This is a genomic window from Herbaspirillum sp. VT-16-41 (assembly GCF_001994935.1).
Taxonomy (GTDB): domain Bacteria; phylum Pseudomonadota; class Gammaproteobacteria; order Burkholderiales; family Burkholderiaceae_D; genus Herbaspirillum; species Herbaspirillum frisingense.
In genome coordinates this window covers 126,091-144,394 of record NZ_MUXB01000108.1, presented here as the reverse complement: position 1 = coordinate 144,394, position 18,304 = coordinate 126,091, and the positions used below count along the sequence as shown (strand labels likewise).

The following is an 18,304-nucleotide window of genomic DNA, read 5'->3' as shown; positions in this document are numbered from 1 at the left end:
GTCAGGCTCCCGCCAGTGCCGCCAGGCGGGCATGGACTTCAGCGAAATCATGGGCGACCAGCGGGTAGTCCAGGCGTGGACGGCGCACCGTCAGCAGGGGGATGCCCAGGGCGCGCGCTGCCTCGACCTTGGCCCGATAGCCGCCGGCCTCGCCGGAGTCCTTGGTGACCACACAATCGATACCCCAGTCGCGCCACAGTGCTTCGTTGAAGGCTTGCGAGAACGGCCCCTGCATGGCGCACAGCTGCGCACGCGGCAGGCCCAGTTCCAGGGCGCGACGCAGGAAGTCGGGGTCGGCCGTGACACGGGCGAACCACTGGCGCTCCTGCGCGCCGCTGGCCTGCAGGAAGGTTGCCAGGTCCTTGGAGCCGGTGGCCAGGAAGATGCGGCGCCCCATGGCAATGGCCCGGGCGGCGGCCTCCTGCATGTCGGTGCAGGCATTGGGATCATCGGCGGCGATCTCGCTGGGGCGCTCATAGCGCAGGTAGGGAATGCCCAACTCCTGCGCCAGCGACATCAGTTGCTGCGACATCTGCACCGCAAAGGGATGGGTGGCATCGACCAGCACCCGGGCCTGGCTGTCGCGCAGGGCCTGGCGACGCGCCTCCACGCCCTGGCGACCGGACCAGACGAACACGCCCGGGCAATCGCCGCGCGCCAGCTGGCCGCCATAGTCGGTGGCGGTGGAGACCACGACGCTGCGGCCCTGCCCGGCCAGCTCGGCGGCCAGCGCATTGCCGTCGCTGGTGCCGGCGAACACCCACACCGCCTGCGGCGGCAAGTGAGCGGCCGCCTGGGCTTGCGACTCTTCGCTCCAGTCGTTGTAGCCACGCGGGGTGAAAATCCAGTCGCGCTTGCGCTGGGTGAAGCGGTTGCCGATGACGATCGAGGTCAGCATGTCGAACTGCAGGCCCGGCAATTCATCCAGGCGATGGATGGAGACCTGCTGGCCCGGGCGGTAGGCATTGCGCACCACGCCGCACAGGGTATGCGGGGCCTTGTGCTGCAGCATCAGTTGCAGGATGCGATAGACGCCCTCCTGCCGGCCGGCGCTCTGCACGTTGTAGAGCACGCAGGCCAGGTCGGCCTGGGCGATGTGGCTGGCGCGCTGTTCGATCCACGACCACGGGCATAGCAGGTTGGACAGCGACAGCGTGGCGAAGTCGTGCGACAGCGGCGAGCCCAGGAGCGATGCACAGGCATTGGCAGAGGTCACGCCGGGGATGACGTTGACTTCAAAGGTGTCGTCCTCGCGCATGTCGTCGAAGGCCAACGCCGCCATGGCGTAGATGCCGATGTCGCCGCTGGAGATGAGCGCCACCCGGCGCCCGGCGCGGGCCTGTTCGATGGCCAGCAGGGCGCGCTCGCGCTCCTGCGTCAGTGGCGGGGTGTGGATTTCCTTGCCCTCGATGTGCGCGGCGATCCAGCGCAGGTACAACTCGTAGGCGACGATGACCTCGCTCTCGCGCAAGGCCTCAATGGCACGCGGGATGATCATCTCTTCGAAACCGGGGCCGACCGAGACCAGGTTCAATACGCCTTTTTTCTTGACTGCTTCCATCCTGTTTTCCTGCTAAAAATTGAGCGACGACTACCAAAACTTCTCATGCCCGTTATTTCTCATGCCCGTTCGGACTGAGTAGCGGCGAAGCCGCGTATCGAAGACGCGCCTTCGATACGGCCCTGCAGGGCCTACTCAGTCCGAACGGTATTGAATTCATCCCTAAGCTGGGTCATGCAAATTTTCAATGAAACTGCGCCACCCCTCGCCATCATCCACGATGGCCACCGTCACCCCATCCAGCGCCGTCTTGCCCAGCAGCAGGCGGCCACGCGGGCTGGCGATGAGCGCCGCCGGTTCGCACACGCCGTCCACGCCGATGTTCTGCCGCACCCACTCCGAGGGCTTGCCCACCCAGGCGCGCTGGGCGATCTGCTCGCGGGCGATCACCCGCAGCGGCAAGCCATGGGTGGCGCAGAAGGCCAGCAGGCCGGGTTCCTCGGCCTTGAGGTCGATGGTGGCGACTTCGCGCACCTGGGCCAGTGTGGCGCCGGGGCATTGCTGCAGCGCCTGCGCGACGGCCGCGCCGATCTGTTCGACCGAGGCCAGCTTGCGGCAGCCTATGCCCAGCACCAGCGGCTTGACGGCTTCGGTGGCGGTGGTCACGACCGGCTGCGCGCCCGTCAGCTGCGCCACCCGAAAGGCCAGGCTGTTGGCCCCACCCTCGTGACCAGCCAGCAGCGAGATGGCGAAGCGGGCCGCTTCATCCACCAGCACCACGGCCGGGTCGCTGTGCTTGTCCTGCGGCAGGCCGTCGAGGAAACGCACGGCGATGCCGGTGGCACCGATCATGATCCACTGGCGATGGCGGCGATAGGCCAGCGCGAACTGCTGGCGCTGCGACTGCGATGTGCCTGCCTCGCTATTGAGCCAGGGCTGGTACAACTGGCCACCCAGCCTGTCCTGCAGGTACATGGCCAGCGGCGCGGCTTCGACGCGCACTGGCCACAGGCCGAGTTCAGGCAAGGCGACCGGCGGGTTCATGCGGCATCCTTGTTCTTCTTCACCACGCGGAACAGATGCGTGAAGTCCTTGGAATAGAGGCTGGACTCGGCCACCTGCGCCTTGTCCAGCGCCGCGCCCACCAGCATCATGGTGGTCAGGTTCCATTCACCGCGCTTGTTCTCTTCCAATACCTTGTCCAGTTGCCCCTGATAGACACGCTGTTCGGGCCAGGTGGCGCGATAGACCAGGGTCACCGGGGTCTCGGCCGGATAGTGCAGCAGCAGGTCGGTGACGATCTTCTTCAGGTGCGGGCCGGAGAGGAAGATGCACATCGTGGCGCGATGCGCGGCCAGGGAGGCGATCGATTCGGATTCCGGCACGGCCGACGCGCGGCCAGAGACACGGGTCAGGATCACGCTCTGCGATACCTCGGGCTTGGTCAGCTCGGCCGAGACCGCAGCGGCGGCTGCCGTGAAGGAGGACACGCCCGGCACCACCTCGTAGGCGATGCCCAGCGCGTCGAGGCGGCGCATCTGTTCGGCGGTGGCGCCATAGATGGCGGGGTCGCCGGAATGCAGGCGCACGACGTCGATGCCCTGCTCCCGGGCGCGTTCATAGCAGGCCTGTTGCTGTTCCAGGTCGAGCGCGGCGGTGTCGATGATCTCGGCATCGGCGCGGCAATGTTCCAGCAAGGCGGTGGGCACCAGCGAGCCGGCATACAGCACCATCTGCACCTGGCCCAGCAGGCGCGCGCCGCGCAGGGTGATGAGGTCGGCCGCACCGGGGCCGGCGCCGACGAAATAGACTTTCATGCACTTCCTTTCAATGATGCTGGCGGGCGATGGCGCTGCGCCTGCGCGGTCTTGCGGATCAGCAGCACGGCCAGGTAGCCGCTGGCCTCGGCCGCATCGAGCGTACTCAGGTCGCTGGCCAGTACCTCGCCTTCCAGGCCGATGCGGCGGGCAAAGCCGCAGTGTCGGGCGATGTCCATTTCACGCAGCAGGTCCAGGACCCAGGGCAGGCGCGCGCCGACCTTCATCAGCACGACGATGTCGTGGCTCTCGATCTCGGTGCGCAGGGTGGCGGCGTCTTCCGGGCAGGGCAGGATCAGGGTGCGTTCCTTGCCCACGCCCAGCGGCCATTCCAGCGCCGCGGCAGCGGCCGCGTAGCTGGTGATGCCGGGCAAGGTGACACAGTCACATTGCGGATAGAGGTCGCGCACGGCCGCCAGCACATAGCCATAGGTCGAGTAGGTCAGCGCATCGCCGATGGTGAGGTACACCAGTCGCTGACCGGCGCGCAGTTGTGCCGCCAGCTGCTGGCCCAGCTGGGCGTAGTGTTCCTGCAGGACCTGGCGGTCGGGGTCCATGTTGAACTCGATCTCGCGCAGGCGGCTGCGGTCGAACTCCACGCCTTCCAGGCATTGCAGGGCGACCGACAGGTCGGCGCCACGCGCCCGGGGAATGTAGATCAGGTCGGCGCTGCGCAATGCGGCCAGCGCCGCCAGCGGCAGGTAGCCAGCCGGGCCGGGGCCGACGCCGATGCCGGTCAGGCGGCCGGTCTTGGGATCCGTCATGCCAGTGCTCCCAGGTGACGGCCGTCGAGGTCGAACAGACGCACTTCGATGCGCGAGACCGCCGGTACGCGGGCCTGCGCCAGCGCGGCGATGCGGGTTTCGATCCCGCTCCAGAGGCGGCGCGAGAGCGCGCTATCCTGCTGGCGGACCAGCTCTATGATTGCTTCCACCGTATTGGCTTCCTTCATCTGCTGCAACAGCGCGGGGGAGAACAGCTCACCCTCGCCTGCCGCGTTCATGTCTTGCGCCACGCGGGCCACGCCCTGCATGGCCATGTTGCTCTTGCTGGAGTGGGTGTCCCACACGCCGTCCAGTACCTTGGCCAGCTTGCCGGGATGGCCGGCCAGCCACAGCAGCGGCAGCCTGCGGCCCTCTTCGCTCAGGGCCTGCTGCGTGAAGTCCAGCGCATCGCCGAGGAAATTGGCGATCTGCACGCTGCGCTTGTCGGGCAGGCCCAGGGTCTGCGCCACGAAGACGCGACCGATCTTGCCCGGCAGGTAGGCCACGGCATCCCCCTCATCGTCACCGGGCGTGCAGGCCGCCAGCGCCACGCGGATATAGACCTCGATGGAGGCGATCCAGGAGGCCATCGACATCGGTTCGACGATGCCCGAAGTCCCCAGAATCGAGATGCCACCCACGATGCCCAGCTTGGGATTGAAGGTCTTGGGCGCGATGGCCCGGCCTTCGCGGCAGCCGATGTGCAGGTCGAAGCCGGGCACGTCGGCCGGGCCGGGTTGCAGTTCCTGCCATACCTCGGCGACGGCAGCGCGCATCATGGCACGCGGCACCGGGTTGATGGCGGGCTCGCCGACGGCCACGCGCAGGCCGGGCATGGTGGCCGTGCCTACGCCTTCGCCGGCGAAGAAGCGGACCTCGCCGAGCGCATTACGCCGCACCTGGGCGACGATGGTAGCGCCATGGGTGTTGTCGGGATCGTCGCCGCCGTCCTTGAGGACTTCGGCTTCAGCCATGCCCTCTTCCACCATGCGCACCGCCTTGACCGGCACACACAGGTAATGCCGGCCATCGGGCAGGCTGACGTCAGTCTGTTGCAGCGTCACGCCGCCCAGCAGGCGATAGAGCGCGGCGCGCACCGCCGCCGTGGCGCAACTGCCGGTGCTGCGACCACGCCGCAGACCGTTGGGGGCGAGCACGGCCAGGTCGTATTCGGCGCGTTGCAGTTCGCCCGGGTGGTCCATCACTGCACGCCTTCGACTTGTGCTTCCTGCTGCACCAGCCAGGCGATGGCATCGATCATCAGGGCATTGACCACGCTGGCGGCCCAGGGCGAGCCGCCCCGGGTGCCGCTGTTGGTGATGCGCGGCACCTGCAGGCAGCGGCGCAGCTCGTCCTTGCTCTCGCGGGTGCCGACAAAGCCGACCGGCAGGCCGATCACCAGTTGCGGGCGCCAGCCATGTTCGCGGATCAGGCGCACGGCTTCGGTGATGGCGGTGGGCGCGTCGCCGATGGCCAGCACGATATCGTTGCCGAACTTCTGCCAGGCGCGCCGGATGCCGGCCGCCGAGCGGGTCATGCCCAGGTTCTGGGCCATCAGGTGTGACTCGGGATCATGCACGCCGCACCAGGTCTCCACGCCCAGCTGTTCCAGCACGGCGCGCTTCAAGCCGGTCTGCACCATGGTCACATCGGTGACCACGCGCTTGCAGCGCAACAGGGCTCTCATGCCGGCCTGGGCGGCACCGGCCGAGAAATAGATTTCATCGGCCACGGCGAAGTCACCGCTGGTATGCACCAGCCGCTGCAGCACGGTCAGGTGCTCCGGCGGGAAGCCGCTCCAGTCGCGCCCGGCCTGGATGATCTCCATGCTCTCGGCCTCGATGGGATGCGGCACGTAGGGCGCGGTGCGCGCCGGTATCGCCGCCGACTGGGCGCGGGCAGTCAGATCACGCACCTGCAGATGATGGGCGCGCTGCGGCTCGCCGACCTGCTGTTCGAAACCGACGATCTGCACGCGGTACTTGCACAGGGTGCAGTTCATCGCGGCGCGGCCTTCGACGGCCTCGCGGGCGCGCTCCAGCATGACATCGGCAACATGGGCGTGCACGCCCAGGTAGGCGGCCTTGAGCACTTCCACGCCGGGCTCGCGCGCGGCCTGTTCGTCGGCGGCGGCATAGATGCGCTTGACCAGCACGCCATCGAAGAGGAAGAACGGCAGCACTACCAGGCGCTGCCAGCCCTGGCCGGCGGCCAGCGACAGGCCTTCGCGCACCAGCGGTGTGGCCGTGCCCGAGAAGCAGACCTTGACGCCGCCGAAGCCCATCCCTTCCTGCACCATGCGGGCCAGCTTGGCGATCTCGCCATTGGCGTCGGGGTCCGTGGTGCCACGGCCGACCAGCACCAGGCAACTGTCCTGGCGGTGGATGATTTCCTCGGAGGTGGCCTCGGCCTCCACCACCCGTTGCTGCACCAGTTGCAGCAGCAGCGGATGCAGGTCCATCGGCGCGCCGAAGTGGAAATCCACCTGCGGGTAATCCCGCGCCAGGGCCAGCAGTTCGGCCGGCATGTCGTTCTTGGCATGACGCGCGCCCAGCAGCACGCCGGGCACCACGGCCACCTCGGTGGCCCCCTCGGCCACGCAGGCGGCAGCCGCCTCGGCAATCGTGGGGGCGGCGAATTCCAGGTAGCCGTGACGCACGATGCGCCCCTGGGCGCGCTGGCGCACCAGTTCCACCAGCGCCTCGAATTCGCGCAGGGAATCGGGATCGCGGCTGCCGTGGCCGGCGATGACGACCGCCGACCTGGTCCGCTGCGGGGTGAGCTCCTTCATGCCGCTCCTCCTGCCGCTCCTCCTGCCGCTGCTCCTGCCACCGCAGCTGCCGGCGGCGGTTCGATCTGGCTGGCCATGGGGGCGAGGGTGCGGATGAGCATGATGCTCATGTCGCTGAATTCGACATCGGCGCAATCGGCCAGCTTGCCGTGCCATTCGGCGTCGCCCCGGGTCAGGTTTTCCCAGACCTCGGTGGGGTGATCGGGACTGACGCCCTGCTGCAGGAGATAGCTGGCAATGTGGCGCGGCATGAAGGAACGCGCCGCATCCCAGGGGCAAGGGATGACGATGGCATTGCGACCGTCATTGAGGACATGCACCAGATGGCGCTTGAAGGGTTCCAGGTCGCCACGGCGGTGGAAGGTGATGAAGGTGGTCTCGTCAAAGCAGACGCGGGCGCGGGAGGCCAGGATCTGGGCCGAGGAAATGCCGGGCAGGGTTTCCACCCGGTGGCCGCAGGCACGTTCCACGCGTTCCAGGTACTGGAAGCCGCTGAAGTGGATGTCGCCCATGAAGACCACCACGCAGCGCTTGCCGGCGTGGTGCAGGGCCGCCACTTCGTCGAGCTTGGCGACCTGGTCGCGGTAGCCCATGAGCACCACCTGGGCGCTGGCGGGGATCAGTTCCTTGACTACGTCCACCACGGCGTTGAAGCCGGCCACCACGTCGGCGTTGCGGATCAGTTCGGCGCCGCGCAGGGTGAGATAGGAGTGGTCGCCGGGGCCGGCGCCGATACAGATGATCATGTTCTTTCCTTTCAGCGCTTGCCCAGTTGGGCGCGCACGGTCAACGCCAGGGCGTCGCCGGTCAATTGTTCCAGGGTCAGGCAGGGCGCACCCAGCGCCTCGGCCAGTTGGGCCGCACGGCCCAGGCGCAGGTAGCCCGATTCGGTATCGAGCACCAGCGCCGGTATGGCTTGCGCGGCCAGGTTGGCGGCCGCTTCCAGGGTCTGCGTCCAAGCGTCGCCCTGGCTGCCGGGCAGGCTCACATTCGCCTTGCCGTCGGACAGGATCACCAGCAGCGGCGGCAGCTCATCGCTGGCCTGGCTGGTCTGCTGCAGCAGTTGCGCCGCCAGTTGCAGCGCGTGCGGCAGTGGCGTGCGTCCACCGGTGGGCAGTTCGCGCAGGCCCTGCTCGGCCAGGTCGGCACTGCGGGTCGGCGCCAGCAGCAGTTGCGCCTGTTCACCACGAAAACCGATCACGGCCAGTTGGTCGCGACGCTGGTAGGCGTCCGTCAGCAGTGCCAGCACGGCACCCTTGACCGCTTCCATGCGCCGCTGCGCGGCCATGGAGCCGGAGGCATCGACCACGAAGACGATCAGGTTGGCGCCACGGCCGCTGCGCACCTGGCGATGCAGGTCTTCGCGGGTGACCTGCAGGCGCTCGCCGCCCTCGCCCGCCAGGGCGCCCCGCACGGCGGCGCTGCGCAGTGTAGCACCGACGGCCAGGCGGTCCGGATTGGCGTCCGGCACGGCGCGCAGGGCGCTGCCCCGGCTGGCGTCGGCCACCGCGCTGCGGCGGCCACTGGCCGTGGAGGCCGGAAAGCTCGTGGTGGGCGTGACCACGCTGATCTTGCGGGCCGGACCGGCGGCGCCGGTGGCGAAGGTCTGCTGGGCACTCTCGCCTTCTCCATTCTGTTGTTCTTGCTGCTCTTGCCGCTCTTGCTGCTCCTTTTGATCCTGCGGTTCTTGCCCTTCCTGTTCATCCGGGGCGGTATCGGGTGGTGCGCCTGCGCTGCCCTGCCCCTGGCTTTCCCCCTGCGCCTGTCGCGCCTGATCGACCAGATCGTCGAGCTTGTCCTGGTCCATGCCGCTCTGTTCGAAAGGCTTGCGGCGACGGCGGTGTGGCAACACCAGGAGCGCGGCGGCGCGTACGTCGTCGGGGGTTACGCGCGCGCGGGCCTGCAAGGCGGCGATGGCGCGGGCGGTCTTGTGCATGACGATGTCGGCACGCAGGCTGGCCACCTCGAACTCGCAGCAGAGATGGCTGATCAGTTCCAGCATGGCGTCGTCCAGCGCCACGCCGGGCAGCAGGCGCTGGGCCTGGGCCACCTGGGCGCGCAGGGCATCCTGCTGGGCCTGCCACTGGCTGGTGAAGGCCTGCGGGTCGGCTTCGTAGGCGATGCGTCGGCGCACCACTTCGGCGCGTACTGACTTGTCGGTGGGCGCCGTCACTTCCACCATCAGGCCGAAGCGGTCCAGAAGTTGCGGGCGCAGGTCGCCCTCTTCCAGGTTCATGGTGCCGATCAGGGTGAAGCGGGCCGGATGGCTGACCGACAGCCCTTCTCTCTGTACCGCGTTGACGCCCATGGCGGCCACGTCCAGCAGGACATCGACCAGGTGATCAGCCAGCAGGTTGACTTCATCGATGTAGAGGATGCCGCGATGGGCCGCCGCCAGCAGCCCCGGCTGGAAGGCGCGCTGGCCGCCCTGCAGGGCTAGCTGCAGATCCAGCGAGCCCAGCACGCGGTCTTCGGTGGCGCCCAGCGGCAAGGTGACGAAGGGGACCTCGGCCAGCGTGGCGGTGGGTGGCTCCTGCGCGCTGCAGACCGCACAGGCCGCAGCGGGCTGGCCGGGCGCGCAGTTGAAGGCGCAACCGGGGTTGCGCAGGATGGCCGGCAGCACCTGGGTCAGGCCGCGTGCGGCGGTGCTCTTGGCGGTTCCCTTGTCGCCGCGTACCAGTACGCCGCCGATGCCAGGATCGACGGCGCACAGCAGCAGTGCTTCTTTCAGCAGGGGCTGGCCGACGATGGCGGAAAAGGGATAGCCAGGATGGTGATGGGGGTGGGCCGCGCTCATTGCATGTCCTTGGTGTGTTCACTGCCACGCACGGTTTCGCCACGGGCTTCGAGCAGGGTTTCGCTGTGCAGGTAGAGGGCGCGCAGTCGCTCCAGTGTCTGTGCATCGGGCTCTTGCCACATGCCGCGACTGGCGGCTTCCAGCAGGCGCTCGGCAATGGCGTTCTGGGCCCAGGGGTTGGCCTGTTCCAGGAATTCACGCATGGCCGGGTCGAAGCCATAGGTCTCGGCCAGTTGTTGGTACATCCAGTCGTCCAGCACCTGGGCGGTGGCGTCGTAGCCGAACAGGTAATCGACGGTGGCTGTCAGTTCCAGGCCGCCCTTGTAGCCATGGCGACGGATGCTGGCCAGCCACTTGGGATTGACCACCCGGGCGCGGAAGACGCGCAGGGTTTCTTCCTTCAGGTCGCGCACGGCGGCGCGTTGCGGGTCATGGCTGTCGCCGAAGTAATGGCGCGGCTGTTGGCCCGACAGGGCGCGGATGGTGGCGATCATGCCGCCGTGGTACTGCAGGTAGTCATCGCTGTCGAAGATGTCGTGCTCGCGATTGTCCTGGTTATGCAGGGCCACCTGCACCCCGGCCAGGCGCTGGCGGAAGGCCTGGCGCTGGTCGGCGCCCTGCACCTTGCGGCCATAGGCAAAGCCGCCCCAGTTGATGTAGGCCTCGGCGAAATCGGCTTGGTCCTGCCAGTTCTTTTCCTGGATCAGGGGCAGGATGCCGGCACCGTAGCTGCCGGGCTTGGCGCCGAAGACACGGTAGGCCGCCTGGGTGGCGGCCTCGGCCTGGCCCAGCCCGGTTTGCAGGCCCTGCTGCAGGTCGCGCAGGTAGTGCTTGCGCACGAAGTTCATGTGCTCCGGCTCGTCGGCGGCGATGGCCAGTTGCACGGCGTCGTCGATGAGTTCGATCAACTGCGGGAAGGCATCGCGGAAGAAGCCGCTGATACGGGTGGTGACGTCGATGCGCGGGCGCTGCAATTCTTCCAGTGGCACCAGTTCGACCCCGGCCACTTGCCGGTTGCCGGCGCGCCAGAGCGGGCGTGCGCCCATCAGCGACAGAATCTGGGCGACGTCGTCGCCGTGGGTGCGCATGGCGCTGGTGCCCCAGATGCTGATGGCCACGCTCTCGGGGTAATCGCCGCTTTCGCGGTGGTGGCGCGCCAGCACTTCACGCGCCAGTTGCTGACCCACGCGCCAGGCCGATTGCGAGGGCACGCTGCGCGGATCGACCGAATAGAAATTGCGGCCGGTGGGCAGGATGTGCGCCATGCCGCGCGTGGGCGAACCGCTGGGGCCGGCCGGGATGTAGCCGCCACGCAGGCCGCAGAGCAGGTTGCCGATTTCTTCGCTGGTCTGGTGCAGGCGCGGCACCAGCTGTTCGCAGGCGAAGGCCAGCACACGGCGCAGCCCGCTGGCCTGGTCCAGCGTCGTGTGCGCGGCCGGGGGCGTGGTCCGCTTCACCGGCGCAGCCGATGGGTGGGCCAGCGCGCGCATGCCACCCAGCACGCTGCCGGCGCTCTTGCCCAGGGCGGGTTGCAGGCGCGGTCGCTGCTCGGGGCTGGCCTGCTCCAGCGCCGCGAAAACGGTCTTGAGTACGCTGTCGATGGACTGCACAGTGAAGTTCTGCTGCTGCAGGGCCTGCATCAGCGAAAGGCACAGGGCGTCGATGGCTTCCAGCGCATCGGCGCGGGTGACGATGGCGCGACCGGCGCAACGGGCCAGGGCGTCGTCGATGTTGAGGCGACGGCCCTTGTGTTCCAGCAGCATGTCCAGCGACAGGCCGAACAACCGTGCCACCTCTTCCTGCAGACCCGGCAGGTCCTGATTGGGCAGGCGCACCAGGGCCACCAGCATGTCGGGCATCTGTGCCTGATCGGGCATGCGGCCGAGGATGTGCAGGCCGTCGCGGATCTGGGCCGCGCCCAGTTCGCAGAGGTAACCGTCCAGGTCTTCGATCAGGTGCGCCACGCCGGCGCCGTCCAGTTCGGTCAGGGCGTGCGGGAGTTCGCCGTCTTCGTGCGGGAGTTCGCCGTCTTCGTGCGGGAGTTCGCCGTCTTCGTGCGGGTGGTCGTGATCGTGGTGCTCATGATCATGGTGAGCATGATCGCCATGATGGTGATGATGGTGAGCATGTCCATGGCCGTGATCGTGGTCATGATCATGGTCGTGATGCAGCAGCTTGTACTGCAGGTCGGTATCCAGGTTGGTCTGCCGCACCAGTTCCCAGATCTGCTGCTGCAGCAGCGGCAGCTTGGCGGGGTCCAGCACTTCCACCTGGTAATACTCGTCCACCAGTTGCGTCAGCTGCGCCAGGGCGCCATAGCTGTCGGCGGTGGTCATCGGCGGCGTCAGGTGGTCTACCACCACGGCGTGGACGCGGCGCTTGGCCTGCGAACCCTCGCCGGGGTCGTTGATGATGAAGGGATAGAACAGCGGCAGGTCGCCCAGCAGCGCATCGGGGAAGCACGCCTCGGACAGGCCCACGCCCTTGCCGGGCAGCCATTCCAGCGTGCCGTGCTTGCCGACGTGGACGATGGCGTCGGCGCCCCATTCTTCGTCCAGCCAGCGGTACAGGGCGTAGTAGTGATGGGTGGGCGGCAAGTCGGGCTGGTGGTAGATGGCGTCCGGGTCCATGCCATAGCCACGGGGCGGCTGCAGGGCGACGAAGGCATGGCCCAGGTCGAGGCCGGCGATGGCCAGGTGCTGCTCATGCACATAGGCCTGGCCGGGCGCGGCGCCCCACTGGCACTCCATCCTGGCTTGCAGGGCCGAGGGCAAGGCCGCGAACCATTGCGCGTAACGGACGGCGGGAATGCGGGCGGCGGCGCGGCGCAACTGGTCTTCGGTGAGCAGGATGTCGTCGTAGGAACAGCGGTCCACCAGTTCATGGATCAGCGCGGTACCGCTGGCCGGCAGGTCGGCGATAGCGTAGCCGTCGGCCTGCAGGGCGCGCAGCACGGCCATCAGGGACTCCGGTGCGTCCAGCCCGACGGCATTGCCGATCTGCGCGGCCTTGCTGCTGGAATTGGTGAAGATGAAGGCGATGCGCTTGTGCGCATTGGGTGTGGTGCGCAGGCGCACCAGCCGCTGCGCCAGGCCGGCGATGCGATGCACGCGGTCCGGCAGCGCCCGGTATTGCACGGCGCCATTGTCGGTGACTTCCTTGAAGGATAGCGGCACGCCGATGATGCGGCCGTCGAACTCTGGCAGCACCACGTTCATGGCGGCGTCCAGCGGGTTCATGCCGCGCGTGGAATGCTGCCACTGGTCTTGCGTCATGCCACTGGTGATGGCTTGCAGTACCGGCAGGTCCAGCTGCTCCAGTACCGAGACCGACCAGCCGGCCGGAGTGACGCCACCGGCGGTGATCTCGCCCATGGCAAAAGAGGTGGTGTTGATGATCAGGTCCACCTGGCCGGCGCCGAAGTATTGCAGCGCGGGTGGCAAGGCGGCGCCGCTGGCGGCCGACACCCGCAGCGAGGAGGTGAACACCGGCAGCACGTCCAGGCCGCGTGCTTCCAGCGCGGCCACCAGTGCGTCGATGAAACCGGTATTGCCCGAGAGCCAGTGCGCCCGGTAGAAGATGATGCCCACGGCCGGCTTGCCAGCGGGTGCGCGGGCGCGCAGGGTTAGCCAGTCGGCGATGCCGGCATCCTGCTCCAGGTCGGGATGGTAGAGACCGTGTTCGGGCAGTGCCTGCGCCGGTGCATAGCCGTAGCCGCTCAGCAGCAGGCGGTCGGACAGGCAGCGCAGCATCTGCGCCAGGTTGACGCTGCCGCCGCCGTTGAAATAGGCCAGCGCCTGCTGCTGCGCATCGACCGGCGCGGTGGAGGCGGCGGCCAGTTCGGCATCGGGCTCGCCGGTGCCGGACAGCAGGATCAGCTGCCGGCCCTCGGCACGCGCCACGCGTAGCAGCTCGGGCAGGCCATTGACGGCGCCCAGGCGGCCAAGGATGCGCAGCACGATCACCTGCGCCGTCGACAGCTCTTCGCGCAGCATGTCGGCCAGGGTGCGGCGCGGCTGCCCGTGTTCATCGGTGTCGGCATGCAGGCCTTGCAGGTCGTAGCCGGCCACCGGGGGAAAGTCCGCCGGCAACTGGCTGCGGGCGGCGGCCAGCATGGCCAGGTCGGTCGGGGCGTGGGTGAGCAGGACGATCTGCGGACGGGCGGCTGAGGTCGCTGAAGTGGCTGATTCAGACATCGCTACGCTCCGGTTCGGGATGGATGTCGCCGCTGCCCAGGCGATGGAAGACCAGGTCGCTGACTTCGCGTCCGCCTTCGAGGTGTTCCACCACCACGCGCTCGATGGCGCTGGCGTCTTCACAGCGATACCAGACGCCTTCGGGATAGACCACCACCACCGGCGCCTGGGCCTTGCAGGCCACCATGCAATGGGTGCGGGTGCGCTTGACGCGCAAGTCGGGACGGGCGTCGATCTGCTCGCCCAGGACGCCGAACATGGCTTCGGCCAGGACACCGTTCTCGGTGCAGCGCGGGCCGACGCACATGAGCACGTGGCGGTGATGAGTTCTCATTGCTTCACTTTCAGAGGCGCCGCGACGCTATCGGCGTTGGCCGGACAGCCAACGCCAGACGGTTCAACCGAACCGGCGGTAGAAGAAACCGGTCAGGCCGCCCAGGGCCAGCCAGAACACGGCATTGGCCATGGCGGTGGCGCGGATGAAGGCTTGCGCCAGCTCTTCCGGCGCGGCACTGCCATGCAGCTCGGGTTGCGGCGCGCCGACCAGGTGCGGCACCACCAGCAGCAGTACGGCCAGGACCTTCCACCACCAGCCACGGCCGAACACGAACAGCCCCAGGCTGGCGGCGGTCATGACCGCCGTCATCACCCACCACAACTGGCGTGCGTGGAGGGGCGCGGCCAGGGTGCCCGGCACTTCCGGCGGCAGGCCCAGCGAGGGCGCGACAAAGAACACGCCATAGCCGGCCAGGCCCCACAGCAGGCCGCTGCGCCAGCCGACGCGGCGACCGCTGATGGCAAAGGCGGCCACCAGCATCAGGGCGAAGCCGACTGCCATGCTGACGTTGGCCAGCACGGTATAGCCGGTGCGTTCGGCGCCGTCAGCCGGCTCCCAGGCGTTGGGGTCGTGCTCATGTGCATCGCCGTGACTATGGGCCGGGGTGCCGGCCGCATGCTCATGCGCCGGGGCGGCGTCATGATCATGGTCATGGGCGGCGGAGGCGGCCGGAGCAGCCTCTTCGGCCGCTTTTTCATACTGCTCGGCCTGGAGGATGATCTTTTCGACCTGGAATTGCTGCACACCCGACAGCAGCACGCCCGACAAGGCGCCTGCCACCACCACGGCCGACGCCATGCGCCGGAAGACGGTCCAGTTCATTGCACGCTCCTCAATGGCAGGGGAAGCCGGCCGAATGGCGCCCGTCGTGGGCGGCATTGTGCAGCTCGACCTTGGAGGCGAAGCCGGCACCGTAGATCAGGGCCACGCCCAGCACAAAGGCCAGCAGCGACGGCGCGATGCGATCGCGCCAGACATGGCTGCCGGCGTGGGAGGATGAAGTGGTGCTGCTGGCATTGAGACCGGAGGTGGTGGACATGCACGTTCCTTGGCTGGATGGATGGAACGGAGAAAGCCACACGTGAAGCACCCATGCACGATCCGGTCGTCCACGGACGACGCTGGCCAGGGCCTGCTCGGAAACATGATGGAAGCTGTCCGCATGATCGCCCTCCGCGAATCATTGAAGAATTTGCTACTGGCCGGTCTCCGGGCTGGCGGGATGAAGTCTCAAGGTCTGAGGCTTCGCGGACAGGCGCCTTCCCATGCTCAGGCACAGTGGCGTAGTGCGTGTCCTTCCTCGCTTACCGTTGCGGGGGCAGCGCCGGCATTGGCCGCACGTGGTCGCGTGGGCCGCACCGGCTTCCCGTTTGAATCCCTGGCGCGGCTGCGCGCGGGATACCAGAAGCAATGCTAGGGGCGAAGTATAAAGGCGGGGGCCCGGTTGGGCAACACGGCGCTCAGCGGGCCGGGTCGGTCGTGGCTGGCGGCGGGGTGGCCAGTTTGTAGTAGAGATGGAGGTCGCCGCCCATGCCGAACGGGATACGTCCCACGAAGACCGCACGGAGTTGCCTGCCGCCCCGTTCTCCGCGCAGTTCCATCAGGCAGAGGTAGCGCTGGCCCAGGTGGCTCAGCAGGGCGAAGGAGGCCTCCTGCGGCCGCTGCACGGTAGACGCTGCCTCCGCGCCGAGGGCGATGGCGCGGTCGATGTAGCCGCGATGGGAATTGACGAACAGGTAATCACCGGCGCCCGGGTTGCCGCTGGCATAGCCGATGCGCCAGCGGGAGTTGTCGCCATCGGGCAGGTAGAGGCGGTAGGGCGACAACGGGCCCTGCTCCAGCATCTGCACCCGGCCGGCCACGGGATCAATGGTGACCCGGCTGTCGCTGGCACGGTCAACGGCCAGGCAGGTGTCGAGTACGACGCCGGGCAGGGGCTGGGCCGCCGGGCAGGCCGCCAGACAGATCAGCAGCAAGGCCAGTGGCACGGAACGCCGCAGCGGTACGCACCAGTAACAGACAGTGGCAAGGCAGCGGGTCAAAAACAGGCTCCAAGATCGTGCAACGGGACGGCACTGGCACACCCAGCCCCGGACTCGCCGCCATCGTTGCAGAAGTGAATTTCCTTTCATATCAGAAAATTCTGAATGAAGACAAAGAAAGCCTGCCCGAATGGGAGGGAAGTCACTTCTAGTAGCCCGGTTGACGCTCCTGGACGATGCCCTGGAACAACTTCAGGGCCACGAAATGCCATTGCGCCGACTCCACATCGTAGAGCGCCACCTGGTTGATCGGCGCCCCCGGCCGCGCCGTGCCGGGGATGCGGCGGATTGCCTGCAGCGCCTGGCGATGGCGCTCGACGTGGCTGGCGGCCAGCATGCGGGCGTGGGATTCGGCATGGGCGAACAGGCCGGCCTGCTCCCACAGGCGTTCATGGCATTCCAGCACCGGCAACTCGATGCGCAGGTGGATGGCGTCGATCAGCTGCGAGATGGCGGCGCTGTGGGCCGAGGACAGGCGCAGCAGGCCGCCATCCCGACGCACCACCAGCTGGCCGTCGTGCGCACCCCAGGCCACGTGCAGGCAGTAGGGCAAGCGTTCGGGCTGGTAGATCAGCAGTTCGTCAGGGCTGAAGGCGGAGGCTGCCATGACCTCGTAGCGATCGGGAGCCAGGGCGTGCCAGGCGGCGTCGATGCAGGCCTCGAAGGGGGAAAGGTAGACCACCATGGCATTGGTGCCGGGCCCGTTGTCGTGATTGCGGGTCCGCTCGCACATCACCTGGCACAGGCCGTCGGCACTGGCCAGGCCGGTGGCGCGTACCAGCACGTATAACGGCGTAAGGGTCTGGAGCACGTGCCGGCGCTGACTGCGACGACGGCCGGGATGGCCCGGATGACCGGGGGCAATGGGAAGCTGATAATCATCGGACAAGGGCTGCACTCCTCTGTGGAAACGGGGGGTGGTCAGCCGGAAAACCGGGATGGATGCCAGTGGGAAGTACTATCCGGGACCTTGCGCCCCACCCTGCCCGATCCGTCCGTACCTGCTGCCAAAACGGCATGTTTTCACAGATGTAAAGCACTTGACATGGGAATTGTCTGAATGAAGCAAGGTTTCGATGCAAGCCGATGGCAGCGCCAGCGATTCAGCATTTACGCCCGTTAACTGCAGAAGCTTGCAAGACCGCTTTTCACTTCAGTTTTTACAATTTCAAGCTGAATGTTCACGAGCAATCCAGTTTATTGGGCACAGTCTCTACCCAGCGCACAAAAAAAAGCAGGCGCGACCGTATCCGGCTACGCCTGCAGTACGCTCACGATGCCGCGAGCCAATGAGGCATGCTGCATCGGGGCGTTGATGCCTCAACGATTCTCTCCCTCCTACATCCGTATCGGTTTGTCGGACGGGCGCGGGTTCAGGGGTGGGTCTTCCACCGGGACCGGATCGTCGTCCGGCAACTCCGGTGGGGGCAGGTGCGGGTCGTGCGCAGGCGGGGTTTCCTGGGGCGTGTGCAGGGCGATATTCAATGGGCCTCCTTGGACGATGTCGATGGCACGCTGCTCGGCGCAGCGTGCTCCTGGCGAAATCAGCGCTGTGCGGTGGGATTCTGGTGAGGAATCGGATCCTGCGGCGGCGTCGGGTCCAGTGGCGGGACTTCCACCGGGGGAGTGTCCTGGGGCTTGTGCATGTGATTCTCCTTGGGAAAAATGGGGGATGGGTCGGCACCGGGTGCCGGCTGTTCGGGTAGCACGCCATCGTCGGCGTTGGACCATGGGTCCTCGGTGCCGTCGGGCTCTACCTGGCCAGGATGCGGCGCGGTCGAAGACAGTGCAGGATCTTCAGGTTTAACACCCGCCACGCTACCGGGCGGCCTGAGCAAGGCCGCTTCAGGCGCGGCCGACGGGTGGGAATGAGACTGTTCCATGCGATCCTCCTTGCCGGGCTGGAATGGAATAATGGAATGACTCATCTTACGAAGCCCGCGCCCCGCTCTCAGCCAGACATCGGCCGATTCCCCTGTAGGAAGGACGGAAAACATCCAACAACGGCAAATAAAAAACCGCCATCCCGGATGAGGATGGCGGCGCTGAGACGGCCTGA

Annotated in this window: 16 protein-coding genes and 1 riboswitch; all 16 genes read right to left on the bottom strand. The window is 67.4% G+C overall.

The window, feature by feature from the left end:
- Position 1 precedes the first annotated feature (1 nt).
- The 16 genes from cobJ to BTM36_RS14300 all read right to left on the bottom strand — a co-directional run bounded on the left by cobJ (position 2) and on the right by BTM36_RS14300 (position 18,128).
- The gene (gene cobJ / locus BTM36_RS14370) at positions 2-1,561 is read right to left on the bottom strand and encodes a precorrin-3B C(17)-methyltransferase (RefSeq protein WP_077236826.1); all 1,560 of its coding nucleotides are present in this window, start codon (positions 1,559-1,561) and stop codon (positions 2-4) included.
- Positions 1,562-1,723: 162 nt separating this feature from the next.
- Complete coding sequence (locus BTM36_RS14365) at positions 1,724-2,545, bottom strand: cobalamin biosynthesis protein (RefSeq protein ID WP_077236825.1); 822 nt, start codon at positions 2,543-2,545, stop codon at positions 1,724-1,726.
- Positions 2,542-3,318, bottom strand: a complete 777-nt coding sequence (gene cobM, locus BTM36_RS14360) for a precorrin-4 C(11)-methyltransferase (RefSeq protein ID WP_077236824.1) — start codon at positions 3,316-3,318, stop codon at positions 2,542-2,544. Before cobM ends, BTM36_RS14365 begins: the two co-directional genes overlap by 4 nt.
- Positions 3,315-4,082: a precorrin-2 C(20)-methyltransferase gene (gene cobI / locus BTM36_RS14355; RefSeq protein ID WP_077236823.1), complete on the bottom strand. Its 768-nt coding sequence runs from the start codon at positions 4,080-4,082 to the stop codon at positions 3,315-3,317. The genes cobM and cobI overlap by 4 nt, the downstream gene beginning before the upstream one ends.
- A complete protein-coding gene (cbiD, locus tag BTM36_RS14350; RefSeq protein WP_077236822.1) occupies positions 4,079-5,284 on the bottom strand; it encodes a cobalt-precorrin-5B (C(1))-methyltransferase CbiD in 1,206 nt (401 codons plus the stop codon). Before cbiD ends, cobI begins: the two co-directional genes overlap by 4 nt.
- Positions 5,284-6,873 carry a precorrin-8X methylmutase gene (locus BTM36_RS14345; protein WP_077236821.1) on the bottom strand — a complete coding sequence of 530 codons (1,590 nt, stop codon included), beginning with the start codon at positions 6,871-6,873 and terminating at the stop codon, positions 5,284-5,286. The genes cbiD and BTM36_RS14345 overlap by 1 nt, the downstream gene beginning before the upstream one ends.
- On the bottom strand, positions 6,870-7,685 hold the full coding sequence (locus BTM36_RS14340) for a cobalt-precorrin-7 (C(5))-methyltransferase (protein WP_077236877.1): 816 nt from the start codon (positions 7,683-7,685) through the stop codon (positions 6,870-6,872). Before BTM36_RS14340 ends, BTM36_RS14345 begins: the two co-directional genes overlap by 4 nt.
- Complete coding sequence (locus BTM36_RS14335; protein WP_077236820.1) at positions 7,631-9,670, bottom strand: putative cobaltochelatase; 2,040 nt, start codon at positions 9,668-9,670, stop codon at positions 7,631-7,633. Before BTM36_RS14335 ends, BTM36_RS14340 begins: the two co-directional genes overlap by 55 nt.
- Complete coding sequence (locus BTM36_RS14330) at positions 9,667-13,866, bottom strand: cobaltochelatase subunit CobN (RefSeq protein WP_077236819.1); 4,200 nt, start codon at positions 13,864-13,866, stop codon at positions 9,667-9,669. Before BTM36_RS14330 ends, BTM36_RS14335 begins: the two co-directional genes overlap by 4 nt.
- Complete coding sequence (locus BTM36_RS14325) at positions 13,859-14,200, bottom strand: ferredoxin (protein ID WP_168189788.1); 342 nt, start codon at positions 14,198-14,200, stop codon at positions 13,859-13,861. Before BTM36_RS14325 ends, BTM36_RS14330 begins: the two co-directional genes overlap by 8 nt.
- Before the next feature lie 63 nt (positions 14,201-14,263).
- Positions 14,264-15,025, bottom strand: coding sequence for a CbtA family protein (locus tag BTM36_RS14320; RefSeq protein WP_077236817.1), 762 nt, complete (start codon positions 15,023-15,025; stop codon positions 14,264-14,266).
- A 10-nt stretch (positions 15,026-15,035) separates the two neighbouring features.
- Positions 15,036-15,242 carry a CbtB domain-containing protein gene (locus tag BTM36_RS14315; RefSeq protein ID WP_006463938.1) on the bottom strand — a complete coding sequence of 69 codons (207 nt, stop codon included), beginning with the start codon at positions 15,240-15,242 and terminating at the stop codon, positions 15,036-15,038.
- A 143-nt stretch (positions 15,243-15,385) separates the two neighbouring features.
- Positions 15,386-15,624: riboswitch (cobalamin riboswitch) on the bottom strand.
- A gap of 39 nt (positions 15,625-15,663) precedes the next feature.
- Positions 15,664-16,245, bottom strand: coding sequence for a hypothetical protein (locus BTM36_RS14310; RefSeq protein ID WP_254427011.1), 582 nt, complete (start codon positions 16,243-16,245; stop codon positions 15,664-15,666).
- A 148-nt stretch (positions 16,246-16,393) separates the two neighbouring features.
- Positions 16,394-17,134: a hypothetical protein gene (locus BTM36_RS14305; protein WP_254427010.1), complete on the bottom strand. Its 741-nt coding sequence runs from the start codon at positions 17,132-17,134 to the stop codon at positions 16,394-16,396.
- A gap of 449 nt (positions 17,135-17,583) precedes the next feature.
- On the bottom strand, positions 17,584-17,730 hold the full coding sequence (locus BTM36_RS28370) for a hypothetical protein (RefSeq protein WP_006463942.1): 147 nt from the start codon (positions 17,728-17,730) through the stop codon (positions 17,584-17,586).
- A 59-nt stretch (positions 17,731-17,789) separates the two neighbouring features.
- Complete coding sequence (locus BTM36_RS14300; protein WP_077236815.1) at positions 17,790-18,128, bottom strand: hypothetical protein; 339 nt, start codon at positions 18,126-18,128, stop codon at positions 17,790-17,792.
- Positions 18,129-18,304 lie beyond the last annotated feature (176 nt).

What these genes read in the sequence shown, in the direction of transcription:
- cobJ (WP_077236826.1), bottom strand. Translation starts at nt 1,561, where the DNA reads ATGGAAGCAGTCAAGAAAAAAGGCGTATTGAACCTGGTCTCGGTCGGC.
- BTM36_RS14365 (WP_077236825.1), bottom strand. Translation starts at nt 2,545, where the DNA reads ATGAACCCGCCGGTCGCCTTGCCTGAACTCGGCCTGTGGCCAGTGCGC.
- cobM (WP_077236824.1), bottom strand. Translation starts at nt 3,318, where the DNA reads ATGAAAGTCTATTTCGTCGGCGCCGGCCCCGGTGCGGCCGACCTCATC.
- cobI (WP_077236823.1), bottom strand. Translation starts at nt 4,082, where the DNA reads ATGACGGATCCCAAGACCGGCCGCCTGACCGGCATCGGCGTCGGCCCC.
- cbiD (WP_077236822.1), bottom strand. Translation starts at nt 5,284, where the DNA reads ATGGACCACCCGGGCGAACTGCAACGCGCCGAATACGACCTGGCCGTG.
- BTM36_RS14345 (WP_077236821.1), bottom strand. Translation starts at nt 6,873, where the DNA reads ATGAAGGAGCTCACCCCGCAGCGGACCAGGTCGGCGGTCGTCATCGCC.
- BTM36_RS14335 (WP_077236820.1), bottom strand. Translation starts at nt 9,670, where the DNA reads ATGAGCGCGGCCCACCCCCATCACCATCCTGGCTATCCCTTTTCCGCC.
- BTM36_RS14330 (WP_077236819.1), bottom strand. Translation starts at nt 13,866, where the DNA reads ATGTCTGAATCAGCCACTTCAGCGACCTCAGCCGCCCGTCCGCAGATC.
- BTM36_RS14325 (WP_168189788.1), bottom strand. Translation starts at nt 14,200, where the DNA reads ATGAGAACTCATCACCGCCACGTGCTCATGTGCGTCGGCCCGCGCTGC.
- BTM36_RS14320 (WP_077236817.1), bottom strand. Translation starts at nt 15,025, where the DNA reads ATGAACTGGACCGTCTTCCGGCGCATGGCGTCGGCCGTGGTGGTGGCA.
- BTM36_RS14315 (WP_006463938.1), bottom strand. Translation starts at nt 15,242, where the DNA reads ATGTCCACCACCTCCGGTCTCAATGCCAGCAGCACCACTTCATCCTCC.
- BTM36_RS14300 (WP_077236815.1), bottom strand. Translation starts at nt 18,128, where the DNA reads ATGGAACAGTCTCATTCCCACCCGTCGGCCGCGCCTGAAGCGGCCTTG.